This window comes from Burkholderia puraquae (assembly GCF_002099195.1).
GTDB lineage: Bacteria > Pseudomonadota > Gammaproteobacteria > Burkholderiales > Burkholderiaceae > Burkholderia > Burkholderia puraquae.
Genome location: NZ_NBYX01000013.1, coordinates 134,591 through 147,021, shown reverse-complemented (window position 1 = coordinate 147,021; position 12,431 = coordinate 134,591). Strand labels below are relative to the sequence as shown.

The 12,431-nt window shown below is 69.2% G+C and carries 9 protein-coding genes and 2 riboswitches; all 9 genes read left to right on the top strand.

The genetic code is table 11. From position 1 onward, the window contains the following. The first annotated feature begins 136 nt into the window (after nucleotides 1-136). The 9 genes from B7G54_RS23955 to B7G54_RS23915 all read left to right on the top strand — a co-directional run bounded on the left by B7G54_RS23955 (nucleotide 137) and on the right by B7G54_RS23915 (nucleotide 12,409). Nucleotides 137-1,189: an oxidoreductase gene (locus B7G54_RS23955; RefSeq protein ID WP_085041321.1), complete on the top strand. Its 1,053-nt coding sequence runs from the start codon at nucleotides 137-139 to the stop codon at nucleotides 1,187-1,189. Between the two features lie 158 nt (nucleotides 1,190-1,347). Next, on the top strand, nucleotides 1,348-1,710 hold the full coding sequence (locus B7G54_RS23950) for a hypothetical protein (protein ID WP_027788671.1): 363 nt from the start codon (nucleotides 1,348-1,350) through the stop codon (nucleotides 1,708-1,710). A gap of 112 nt (nucleotides 1,711-1,822) precedes the next feature. After that, nucleotides 1,823-1,925, top strand: a riboswitch (glycine riboswitch). 35 nt (nucleotides 1,926-1,960) lie between these two features. After that, a riboswitch (glycine riboswitch) is annotated at nucleotides 1,961-2,094 on the top strand. An 84-nt stretch (nucleotides 2,095-2,178) separates the two neighbouring features. Next, complete coding sequence (gene gcvT, locus B7G54_RS23945; RefSeq protein ID WP_085041320.1) at nucleotides 2,179-3,297, top strand: glycine cleavage system aminomethyltransferase GcvT; 1,119 nt, start codon at nucleotides 2,179-2,181, stop codon at nucleotides 3,295-3,297. Between the two features lie 114 nt (nucleotides 3,298-3,411). Further along, on the top strand, nucleotides 3,412-3,792 hold the full coding sequence (gcvH, locus tag B7G54_RS23940) for a glycine cleavage system protein GcvH (protein WP_006754103.1): 381 nt from the start codon (nucleotides 3,412-3,414) through the stop codon (nucleotides 3,790-3,792). Between the two features lie 61 nt (nucleotides 3,793-3,853). Continuing rightward, nucleotides 3,854-6,781, top strand: coding sequence for an aminomethyl-transferring glycine dehydrogenase (gene gcvP, locus B7G54_RS23935; RefSeq protein WP_085041319.1), 2,928 nt, complete (start codon nucleotides 3,854-3,856; stop codon nucleotides 6,779-6,781). A gap of 151 nt (nucleotides 6,782-6,932) precedes the next feature. After that, nucleotides 6,933-8,069, top strand: coding sequence for an alginate lyase family protein (locus B7G54_RS23930; protein WP_085041401.1), 1,137 nt, complete (start codon nucleotides 6,933-6,935; stop codon nucleotides 8,067-8,069). A 30-nt stretch (nucleotides 8,070-8,099) separates the two neighbouring features. Beyond that, nucleotides 8,100-9,488, top strand: coding sequence for an L-serine ammonia-lyase (locus B7G54_RS23925; protein ID WP_085041318.1), 1,389 nt, complete (start codon nucleotides 8,100-8,102; stop codon nucleotides 9,486-9,488). A 123-nt stretch (nucleotides 9,489-9,611) separates the two neighbouring features. Continuing rightward, nucleotides 9,612-11,315 carry a thiamine pyrophosphate-binding protein gene (locus B7G54_RS23920; protein ID WP_085041317.1) on the top strand — a complete coding sequence of 568 codons (1,704 nt, stop codon included), beginning with the start codon at nucleotides 9,612-9,614 and terminating at the stop codon, nucleotides 11,313-11,315. Next, the gene (locus B7G54_RS23915) at nucleotides 11,312-12,409 is read left to right on the top strand and encodes a glycosyltransferase family protein (RefSeq protein WP_085041316.1); all 1,098 of its coding nucleotides are present in this window, start codon (nucleotides 11,312-11,314) and stop codon (nucleotides 12,407-12,409) included. The genes B7G54_RS23920 and B7G54_RS23915 overlap by 4 nt, the downstream gene beginning before the upstream one ends. Nucleotides 12,410-12,431 lie beyond the last annotated feature (22 nt).

The window sequence follows — 12,431 nt, the reverse complement described above, 5'->3', positions numbered from 1 at the left end:
GCGCAAGCGCCGCATCGCACCGCGCGTTTCGCCCAAACGCGCCGGTGCAACGGGCGACGCCATGCCAAAATAGCCGATCGTCTTCGCGCCGTCTCGGCGCACCGTCCTTTAGTTTCCTTCGCAGCCAGGGATTGCCATGTCGTCATTGCTCAGGATTGGTTTGATGGGTTTCGGTTTCGCCGGCGCGACGTTTCACGCGCCCGTGATCGCCACGAGCGGCCGCACTGAAGTCGCCGCGATCGCGACGGGTCAGCCCGATCGCGCGCAGGCTGCGTATCCGGGCGCACGCGTCGTCCCCGATCTCGACACGCTGCTCGGCCTCGACGACATCGAGTGCGTGGTGATCGCCACGCCGAACGACACACACTTCGCGCTCGCGCGCCAAGTGCTCGAAGCCGGCCGCCACGTGGTGGTCGACAAGCCCGTCACGCTCACCGCCGACGAAGCGCTCGCGCTCGCGCGGCTCGCGAACGCACGCAGCCGGCTGTTCGCACCGTTTCACAACCGCCGCTGGGACGGCGATTTCCTCACCGTGCGCCGCATCGTCGAATCGGGCGAGCTCGGCCGGCTGACCTGTTTCGCGTCGCACTTCGACCGCTTCCGGCCGACGCCGCGCACGCGCTGGCGCGAGGAGCCCGCCCGCGGCGGCGGCCTCCTGCTCGACCTCGGCCCGCACCTGATCGACCAGGCGCTCGCGCTGTTCGGCCTGCCGGAAACGGTCGGCGCGACCGTCAAGACGCGCCGCGACAACGGCACGGCGCCGGATTTCGTGCATCTGCAGCTCGGCTATCCGGACAAGGATGTCATGCTGCACGCGAGCGCGCTGTCGGCGATCGAGCCCGCGCGCTTCACGCTGCACGGCACGCGCGGCAGCTACCAGAAGTTCGGGCTCGACACGCAGGAGGACCAGCTCAAGGCCGGCCTCACCGCGGACGACGTCGAATTCGGCGGCGGCAACCCGCCCGGCCTGCTGCGCGTGCTCGACGGCGAAGTCGAGGTCGAGCGCCCGGTGCCGACGCTCGACGGCCAGTACGCGGAGTTCTATCGCGCGCTCGCCGCGTCGATCCGCGACGGCGCGCCGTTCCCGGTCACGCCGCAGGACGCCGTCGACGTGATGACGATCATCGAGCTCGCCGCACAGAGCGAGCACGACGGCCGCCGGCTGCCGTTCGTGCGTCGCACGATCTGACACCGCGCGCCGGCCGGTGGCGGCCGGCTGGCGCACGTGCCCCCGGATCAACCGGAACATTCGGTTACAAATGCCGAGGGAACGAAAGTCAGCGTCCGACCGGTCTGACGCGTTTCTCAAAAAAGTCGATCCGACACCAATCCGTCAGGAGAATGTTGATGCAACGGTTGATTCGCGCGGCAGCGTGCTGCGTCCTGGTTTCCTCGCTTGCGGCCTGTATCGTGCAGCCGCAGCAGCCGGTCCGCCCGGCGCCCCCGCCGCGGCCAAATCCGCAGGTCGTCGCAAACGAGCGGATGCAGCAGATCCAGGGCCGGATCGACAACCTGCACCGCCGCATCGACGCGCGCGTGAACGGCGGCTACTACCCGCCGCCGTACGGCGCGCAGCTTCACCACCGCCTCGACGTGATCCGCCAGGAAGCGAACGACATGTCCGCGCAGCACAGCGGCGGCCTGTCGGGCGACGAGCAGCGCGTGCTGAACCAGGAACTCGACACGGCCGCACGCGCGATCGGCGAGTAACGCACCGGCACCCGCCGGAGCGGACAAGCGGCGGCACCGGTTGCCGCCGCTTGTCGCGAAGCGACATTTTTTTGCCCAAATTGACAAGGCCCACCCGCTCGCGTACAGTCGCCCGCACGCGTCGGGAGAGCGTGTAGCCGTGCTGTTTCAGCACCGGTTGCGCCGCCGAAGGGGCACACCCGCAAACTCTCAGGCAAAAGGACCGACCGCGTCGGGGAATCCCGTCCGCGCATTGCGCGGGCCACACGACTCCCCGCACTCTGGAGAGCGGCAGTAGCCCGCAGCGCATCGGCTGCGCGGGCAAGCTGCCCACCGAAGGGGCGCGCGTTCGCCAGGCTTTGCCGGCAGCGCAATCTCTCAGGTATCGAGGACAGAGGGGCATGTACCGGATCGCTCGCAGGCCGTCGGCCGCGGTGGTCGGCACATGGCCGTTCTGATCCGCGCGCAAGCGCCTTGCCTGAGGCCTCGATGACTGCACTGAATCACACCCCGCTCAACGCCGCGCACCGCGCGCTCAATGCCCGCATGGTCGACTTCGGCGGCTGGGACATGCCCGTCAACTACGGCTCGCAGATCGAAGAACATGAAGCCGTGCGCACCGACGCCGGCATGTTCGACGTGTCGCACATGTGCGTGGTCGATTTCACCGGCAGCCGCGTGCGCGCATTCTTCGAGCATGCGATCGCGAACAACGTCGGCAAGCTCAAGACGCCCGGCAAGGCACTCTACTCGTGCCTGCTCAATCCGCAGGGCGGCGTCATCGACGACCTGATCGTCTACTACTTCACCGAAGAATTCTTCCGCGTCGTCGTCAACGCCGGCACGGCCGAGAAAGACATCGCGTGGTTCAACCAGCTGAACGAGCAAGGCGGCTTCGGCGTCACGATCGCACCGCGCCGCGATTTCGCGATCGTCGCCGTACAGGGCCCGAACGCTCGCGAAAAGGCCTGGTCGACCGTGCCCGCCGCGCGTGCCGCGACGAGCGAGCTGAAGCCGTTCAACGCCGCGCAGGTCGCCGGCACGCCGTTCGGCGATCTCACCGTCGCGCGCACCGGCTATACCGGTGAAGACGGTTTCGAAGTGATCGTCCCGGCCGTGCACGTCGAAGCGCTGTGGAACGCGCTGCAGCAAAACGGCGTGCGCCCGTGCGGGCTCGGCGCGCGCGACACGCTGCGCCTCGAGGCCGGCATGAACCTGTACGGCCAGGACATGGACGACACCGTCTCGCCGCTCGACGCGGGCCTCGCGTGGACGGTCGACCTCTCCGCGCCGCGCGACTTCGTCGGCCGCGCCGCACTGGAAGCCAACGGCACCCGCGCCGCGTTCGTCGGCCTGATCCTGCAGAAGGAAAACGGCAAGGCGGGCGGCGTGCTGCGCGCGCACCAGAAGGTCGTCACGCCGCACGGCGAAGGCGAGATCACGAGCGGCACGTTCTCGCCGTCGATGCAGGAATCGATCGCGTTCGCGCGCGTGCCGGCGGCCGTCCAGATCGGCGACCTGGTCCAGGTGCAAATTCGAGACAAGAATCTTCCCGCGCGCGTGGTAAAACTGCCGTTCGTGCGCAACGGCAAGGTCCTCGCTGCGTAACGACCGGGGGACCACCTCCCGGCAAGCCGGGAAATGGCGCCCGGCGCAACCCCATCCGGCGCGCCCAGGCGGCGCGCCAGCATAACGAACATACCTTTTATCCAGGAGCATCCGATGAGCAACGTCCCGGCCGATCTGAAGTACACCGACGAACACGAGTGGATCCGCACCGAAGCCGACGGCACGCTGACGGTCGGCATCACCGATCACGCGCAGAGCACGCTCGGCGACATCGTCTTCCTCGAGCTGCCGGCAGTCGGCAAGTCGGTGAGCGCAGGCGACGCAGTCGGCGTCGTCGAATCGGTGAAGGCGGCATCCGACATCTACTCGCCGGTGTCCGGCGAGATCATCGCCATCAACGAAGAAGCCGCCGACTCGCCGGAAGAAGTGAACAGCGACGCATACGGCGTGTGGCTCTTCAAGATCAAGCTCGCGGACGGCGCATCGACCGACAAGCTGATCGACGCCGACGCATACGGCAAGCTGATCGACTAATTTTCCTTACCCGAACCGCGCGCGGCCGGCCAGCCGGCCCGTGCGGGACCAGAGTCACGCCATGAAGCTCGAACACCCGGACCGTCTGATGAACCGCACGCCCCTCTCGCTCGCCGCGCTCGAAACGCACGACGCGTTCGCCGAACGCCACATCGGCCCCGATGCCGCCAGCCAGCAGGCCATGCTCGACACGCTCGGCTTCGCGTCGCGCGCCGCCCTGATCGACGCCGTGATCCCGGCCTCGATCCGCCGCGCCGAAACGCTGCCGCTCGGCCCGTTCGCGCAGCCGAAGAGCGAGGCCGAAGCCCTCGCCGCGCTGCGTGCCCTCGCGGACAAGAACCAGGTGTTCCGCTCGTATATCGGCCAGGGCTATCACGACACGCACACGCCGGCCGTGATCCTGCGCAACGTGCTCGAAAACCCGGCGTGGTACACGGCCTACACGCCGTACCAGCCCGAAATTTCCCAGGGCCGCCTCGAAGCGCTCCTGAACTTCCAGCAGATGGTCGCCGACCTCACGGGCCTCGCGATCTCGAACGCGTCGCTGCTCGATGAAGCCACCGCCGCCGCCGAAGCGATGACGCTGCTGCAGCGCACCGGCAAGCCGGCGTCGAACGTGTTCTACGTCGCCGATGACGTGCTGCCGCAAACGCTCGAAGTGATCCGCACGCGCGCGCTGCCGGTCGGCATCGAGGTCAAGACCGGCCCGGCGGCCGATGCTGCCCAATCGAATGCGTTCGGCGTGCTGCTGCAATACCCGGGCGTGAACGGCGACGTGCGCGACTACCGCGCGCTCACCGAAGCGATCCACGCGGCCGGCGGCCACGTGGTCGTCGCGGCCGACCTGCTCGCGCTGACCGTGCTCACGCCGCCCGGCGACTGGGGTGCGGACGTCGCGATCGGCAACACGCAGCGCTTCGGCGTGCCGATGGGCTTCGGCGGCCCGCACGCCGCGTATCTCGCGGTGCGTGACGAATTCAAGCGCCAGATGCCGGGCCGCCTCGTCGGCGTGACGGTCGACGCGCAAGGCAAGCCCGCGCTGCGCCTCGCGCTGCAGACGCGCGAACAGCACATCCGCCGCGAGAAGGCGACGTCGAACGTGTGTACCGCGCAGGCGCTGCTCGCGATCATGGCCAGCATGTACGCGGTCTACCACGGCCCGCACGGCCTGAAGACGATCGCGCTGCGCGTGAATCGCATCGCGGCGCTGTTCGCCGCCGGCGTGAAGCAGCTCGGCTTCGCGACCGTCAACGACACGTTCTTCGACACGCTGACGATCGACACCGGCGCACGCACCGCGCAGGTTCACGAATTCGCGAAGGCGAAGCGCATCAACCTGCGCCGCGTGAGCGACACGCGGGTCGGCGTATCGGTCGACGAAACGACGACGCGCGACGACCTCGCCGATCTCCTCGCCGTGTTCGCGCAAGCCGCGGGCGGCACCGCGCCGGCCGTCGACGCGCTGGACGCGGGCCTCGCCGGCGTCGCCGCGCTGCCGGCCGGCCTCGAGCGCACGAGTGCGTACCTGACGCACCACGTGTTCAACCGCCACCATTCCGAAACCGAAATGCTGCGCTACCTGCGCAGCCTGTCGGACAAGGATCTCGCGCTCGACCGCTCGATGATCCCGCTCGGTTCGTGCACGATGAAGCTGAACGCAACGTCGGAAATGCTGCCCGTCACGTGGCCCGAATTCGGCGGCATCCACCCGTTCGCGCCGGCCGACCAGACCGTCGGCTACCGCGAGATGATCGACCAGCTCGAACAGATGCTCGTCGCGGCCACCGGCTACGCGGCCGTGTCGCTGCAGCCGAACGCGGGCTCGCAGGGCGAGTACGCGGGCCTGCTGATCATTCACGCCTACCACGCATCGCGCGGCGAAGCCCACCGCGACGTGTGCCTGATCCCGGCGTCCGCGCACGGCACGAACCCGGCATCCGCGCACATGGCCGGCATGAAGGTCGTGGTCGTTGCATGCGACGCGCAGGGCAACGTCGATATCGCTGATCTCAAGGCGAAGGCCGACGAGCACGCGAAGGACCTCGCGGCAATCATGATCACGTATCCGTCGACGCACGGCGTGTTCGAGCAGAACGTCCGCGAGATCTGCGAGATCGTCCATGCGCACGGCGGCCAGGTGTACGTCGACGGCGCGAACATGAATGCGATGGTCGGCCTGACCGCGCCGGGCCAGTTCGGCGGCGACGTGTCGCACCTGAACCTGCACAAGACCTTCTGCATCCCGCACGGCGGCGGCGGCCCGGGCGTCGGCCCGGTCGCGGTCGGCGCGCACCTCGCGAAGTTCCTGCCGAACCAGCGTTCGACCGGCTACACGCGCGAAGAAGACGGCATCGGCGCGGTATCGGCCGCCCCGTACGGCTCGGCGTCGATCCTGCCGATCTCGTGGATGTACATCGCGATGATGGGCGCGAAGAACCTGACCGCCGCGACGGAAACCGCGATCCTCAACGCGAACTACATCGCGAAGCGCCTCGCGCCGCACTACCCGGTGCTGTATTCGGGCCCGGGCGGGCTGGTCGCGCACGAGTGCATTCTCGACCTGCGTCCGATCAAGGAATCGAGCGGCATCACCGTCGACGACGTCGCGAAGCGCCTGATGGACTACGGCTTCCACGCGCCGACGATGAGCTTCCCGGTGCCGGGCACGCTGATGGTCGAGCCGACCGAATCGGAATCGCAGGAGGAACTCGACCGCTTCATCGCCGCGATGATCGCAATCCGCGACGAAATCCGCGCGGTCGAGGAAGGCCGCGCCGACCGCGAGGACAACCCGCTGCGTCACGCCCCGCACACGGCGGCCGTCGTCACCGCGAACGAATGGCCGCACGCGTACTCGCGCGAGCAGGCCGCGTACCCGGTCGCGTCGCTCGGCACGAACAAGTACTGGCCGCCGGTCGGCCGCGCGGACAACGTCTACGGCGACCGCAACCTGTTCTGCTCGTGCGTGCCGATGTCGGAATACGCATAACGCGCGCCAGGCCAGGAGCCGATCGATTGTGAGCACACCGCACGCAACCCGGGGTTGCGTGCGGTTTTTTTGTTCGCCGCTCGAACCGGTTCACGTTCGTCCGCCAATCCGGCTAACATCACACGCGATCCAGCCAATGAAGGAGTTCCGCATGGTGCGTCCGATGTTTCCGGGCCATGGTGCAATGCAAAGGCGGCCGCGCACGCGCCGCTTCGTGCCGATGCTCGTTGCGTCGCTGTCGTTTGCCGCCGCCGGCCTCGGCGCGTCCGGCAGCGCGCGCGCGGCGATGAATTTCTGCGCGGCGCCGGCACTGCAGGCGAGCGAGACGACGCAGGCCGAGCCGGGCGTCCAGGCACTGATCCGCAGCGTCGACGCGCGCATCGGCGAGCAGCCGAAGGCGATGGCGCGCGTGCATACCGAGGGCACGCTGCCGCACGAAGGCATCTACGACCAGAGCGCCGACGCGCTGAAGGATCTCGACCTGATGCGCGATGCCGCGCTCGCGTGGCGCGTGACGAACGCGCCGCGCTACCTGCAGCTCGTCGACCGCTTCCTGTCCGCGTGGGTCTCGACCTACCAGCCGAGTTTCAACCCGATCGACGAGACGCGCTTCGACAGCCTGATCGTCGCGTACGACATGACGGCGAGCGCGCTGCCGGTGAAGACCCGCAATGCGACGGCCGCGTTCATCGCGAAGCTCGGCGCCGGCTATGTCGCGCAGATCGACGCGCAGAAGCGCCCGCTCACCGGCACGTGGCGCAACAACTGGCAGAGCCACCGGATCAAGCTGATCGCGCTGTCCGCGTTCACGCTCGGCGATCGCAAGATGATGAACGCCGCGCAGCGGCTGTTCGTCGAGCATCTCGCCGACAACATCGGCCCGGACGGCAAGACCTGGGACTTCGAGGAACGCGATGCGCTGCACTATGCGGTCTACGACCTGCAGCCGCTGGTGACGGCCGCGCTCGCCGCGCGCCGCTTCAACCGCAACTGGCTGCGCGAACGGGGCGCGAACGGCGCAACGCTCGCGGCCGCGCTCGACTGGCTCGTGCCGTACGCGCTCGGCGAGAAGACGCACGAGGAATTCGTGAATTCGCCGGTGCCGTTCGACGCGAAGCGCCGCGAGGCAGGCCTGCCGGGCTACACGGGGCAGTGGGACCCGAAAAACGCCACCGAACTCTTTCATCTGGCCGCGCGGCTCGACGGGCGCTATGCCCGCGTCGCGCAGCAGCTTTCCCCAACGCCGCCCGCATGGCTCGCCGCGTGCCTGCCGTTGCAGGCGCGCTAGCATCATTCTTATAGCAAGGCAGGAATCAACATGGCAGTCAGCGTCTTTGACCTCTTCAAGATCGGTATCGGTCCGTCCAGTTCGCATACGGTCGGGCCGATGCGCGCGGCGCTGATGTTCGTCCAGGGCCTCGAGCGCGACGGGCAGCTCGACGCGACGGCCCACGTGAAGGTCGAACTGTACGGCTCGCTCGGCGCGACCGGCAAGGGCCACGGCACCGACCGCGGCGTGATGCTCGGCCTGCTCGGCGACGCACCCGACACCGTCGATCCCGACACGATCGACGCGCGGCTGGAAGACGTCCGCAAGTCGAAGAAGCTCGCGCTGCTCGGCACGCATCCGGTGCCGTTCGTGCTGAAGGAGAACATCGCGTTCTACCGCCAGGCGCTGCCCGAGCATCCGAACGGGATGAAGCTGCGCGCGAGCGACGCAAACGGCAACGTGCTGGTCGAACGGACCTACCTGTCGGTCGGCGGCGGCTTCGTCGTGACGGCCGGCGCACCGAACACGAAGGTGCTGAGCGCGGCCGAGCAGATGACGCACCCGTTCCGCACCGGCGCCGAGCTGCTCGCGCTGACCGAGTCGACCGGCAAGTCGATCGCGCAGCTGATGTGGGAAAACGAGCGCGCGTGGCACACCGAGGAAGAAACGCGCGACGGCCTGCTGAAGATCTGGGCCGTGATGCAGTCGTGCGTGTCGCGCGGCTGCGGGATCGGCAACCCCGATGCCGACGGCAACCTGCCCGGCCCGTTCCAGGTCAAGCGCCGCGCGCCGCAGTTGTACCGCACGCTGACGGGCAGCCCGGAGCGGGCGCTGCAGGATCCGCTGTCGATGATCGACTGGATCAACCTGTACGCGATCGCGGTCAACGAGGAAAACGCGGCCGGCGGCCGGGTCGTCACCGCGCCGACCAATGGCGCGGCCGGCATCATCCCGGCCGTGCTGCACTACTACACGCGCTTCACGCCCGGCGCAAACGAGCAGGGCGTGATCGACTTCCTGCTGACGGCCGCCGCGATCGGTATTCTTTACAAGCTCAATGCGTCGATCTCGGGTGCGGAAGTCGGCTGCCAGGGTGAAGTGGGCGTCGCGTGCTCGATGGCGGCCGGCGCGCTCGCCGCCGTGCTCGGCGGCACGCCGCAGCAGGTCGAGAACGCGGCCGAGATCGGGATGGAACACAACCTCGGCCTCACCTGCGACCCGGTCGGCGGGATGGTGCAGATCCCGTGCATCGAGCGCAACGCGATGGCATCGGTGAAGGCGGTCAACGCGGCGCGCATGGCGCTGCGCGGCGACGGCTCGCACTACGTGTCGCTCGACTCCGTGATCAAGACGATGCGCGAGACGGGCGCCGACATGAAGACCAAGTACAAGGAGACCTCGCGCGGCGGGCTCGCGGTCAATATCGTCGAGTGCTGATGCCGTAACGGCGGCGCGTGCGCATCGCTGCGCGCCGCCGTTACCCTGTTCGTTCCGACACTTTTCAGCGCCCGGTCAACGGGCGTAAGCTGTACGTCCCGCTACCCAGGGAGACGGCAGCCCATGTCGCATTCCAAGGATCTCGAGCAGCCCGCCACCACCGGCGCGCGACTGCTCGTCGATGCGTTGCTCGCCAATCACGTCGAACGCGTGTTCTGCGTGCCGGGCGAGAGCTTCCTCGCCGTACTCGATGCGCTGGCGGACGACACCGCGCGCATCCAGACGGTCGTCTGCCGCCACGAGGCCGCCGCCGCGAACATGGCCGAGGCCGTCGGCAAGCTGACCGGCCGCCCCGGCATCGCGTTCGTCACGCGCGGGCCCGGCGCGACCCATGCGTCGATCGGCGTGCACACCGCGTTCCAGGATTCGACGCCGATGATCCTGTTCGTCGGCCAGTGCGCGCGCGAGCACCTCGACCGCGAAGCCTTCCAGGAAATCGACTACCGGCGGATGTTCGGCCAGATGGCGAAATGGGTCGCGCAGATCGACGACCCGCGCCGCCTCCCCGAATACCTGAGCCATGCGTTCCACGTCGCGACGTCCGGCCGCCCGGGCCCGGTCGTGCTCGCGCTGCCGGAAGACGTGCTGTCGGAAGCGTGCGCGCCGCAGCCCGTCGTGCCGGCTGCGAAACGCGTCGCGGCCGCGCCGTCGGCCGCGCAGCTCGACGAACTGCGCGAGCGGCTCGTGCGCGCGGAACGGCCGTTCGCGATCGTCGGCGGCAGCGGCTGGACACCCGACGCGTGCGCGAACCTGCGCACCTTCGTCGAGCGCTGGCAGTTGCCGGTGGCCTGTGCGTTCCGCTACCAGGACACGATCGACAACGCACACCCGAACTACGCGGGCGACGTCGGGCTCGGGATCAACCCCGCGCTCGCGAAGCGCATCCGCGACGCCGACCTGCTACTTGTGATCGGGCCACGCCTCGGCGAGGCGACGACCGGCGGCTACACGCTGCTCGACATCCCGAAGACACGCCAGACGCTGATCCACGTGCACCAGGGCGCGGACGAGCTCGGCCGCGTGTATGCGGCCGACCTGCCGATCGTGTCCGGCATGCCCGAGATCGCCGCGCCGCTCGCCGCGCTCGAGCCGCCCGAGCGGCCCGCCTGGGCCGGCACGGCCGCCGATGCGCACCGCGCGTATCGCGAATGGCATGCGCCGCTGCCGATGCCCGGCGACGTCCAGCTCGGCGACGTGATGGTGCAGCTGCGCGAGCGCCTGCCGCACGACGCAATCCTCACCAACGGCGCCGGCAACTATGCGATCTGGCTGCATCGCCACTTCGCGTACCGGCACTTCCGCTCGCAACTCGCGCCGACGAGCGGCGCGATGGGCTACGGCGTGCCCGCCGCGCTCGCGGCGAAGTCGCTGTACCCGTCGCGCGCCGTCGTCGCGCTCGCGGGCGACGGCTGCTTCATGATGGCCGGCAACGAGCTCGCCACTGCGATGCAGTACGGGCTGAACATCGTCGTGATCGTCGTCAACAACGGGCATTTCGGTACGATCCGCATGCATCAGGAGCGTAACTATCCAGGGCGCGTGCACGGCACCGGGCTCACGAATCCCGATTTCGCCGCGTATGCGCGCGCGTTCGGCGCGCATGGCGAGACCGTCGAGCGCACCGCCGATTTCGCGCCCGCGCTCGAACGCGCGCTGACCTGCGGGCTACCCGCGCTGATCGAGATCCGCATCCCGCAGGACGCCAGCACGCCGGCCGCGACACTCGAACAGATCCGCGAACAGGGCCGCCGCGCGCGCGGCGGATGACGGTGGACACGCACGCCGCGCCGCTCGCCGTCGCGCTGTCGCACGACGACGCGCTCACGCTTCCCGGTACGCTGCTCGCACCGGACGGCACGCTCGTCGCGCCGTACGACCTGGAGCACGGCGGCGCGCGTGCCGTCGGCCATGTGCCGGCCGCGCCCGCGCGCGGCCTGCTGCACGCCGCGCACCGGCCGTTCCGGCTCGACTATGACGGCGTACGGCACGTGCACGTGATCAACGCGATGGGCGTCACGCTCGGCGATTCGGTGATCGGGCTCACCGCCCTCGCCGCGCTGCGCGCAGCGCACCCGGGCCTGCGCTTCACGCTGTACCGGCCGGCCCGCGCGCCGCGCTATGTCGACGCGCTGTATGCGCTCGCGGCCGACCTCGTCGCACCGTCGCGGGCGCTGCCGTACCCCGCCGACGCGCTGCCGGCGGACGCGCCGTGCATCGACGTCGGCAATCACCTGTACTGGCCCGCGTTCGCGCGGCTGCCGATGATCGATTTCTTCCTCGATGCGCTCGGCGTGGACCCCGCATCGGTACCGGCGTCGGCCAAGCGCAACCGCTGGCTCGCACGGCTGCCGCTGCCGGCGTTGCCTGCGGCATGGCAGCGCCCGTACGTACTGTTCTGCCCGACCGCGAGCACCGCGTTGCGCAGCGTGCCGCCTGCGCTGCGGGCAGCGTTCGTCGAGCAGCTCGCGCAACGCTACGGATTGCCGGTGGCCGGGTTCGGGCCCGTCGCGCATCCCGCCTATGTCGACGTAAGCGCCGATGCGGCCGGCGATACGGCCCGGTTCATTGCATGGGTCAAGGGTGCCGGCCTGCTGTTCGCGCCCGACACGGCCGCGCTGCATCTCGCCGACGGTTTCGACGTGCCGACGCTCGCGTGCTTCACGACGATCGGGCCGGCGCTGCGCGTGCGCGACTATCCGCATTGCGTGCCGGTCGCGCTCGACCTGCCGGCCGAACTGCACGGGCTGCATCGCAGCGAACGGCCGGCCGATCTCGCGGCGGTCGAAGCCGCCTACCGGGCGATCGACTGGGACGCGCTGGCCTGGCCCGCGCCGCGCAACGCCACGGCCACCGCCGCATAGGAAAACCGGCAGCGAACGCCAG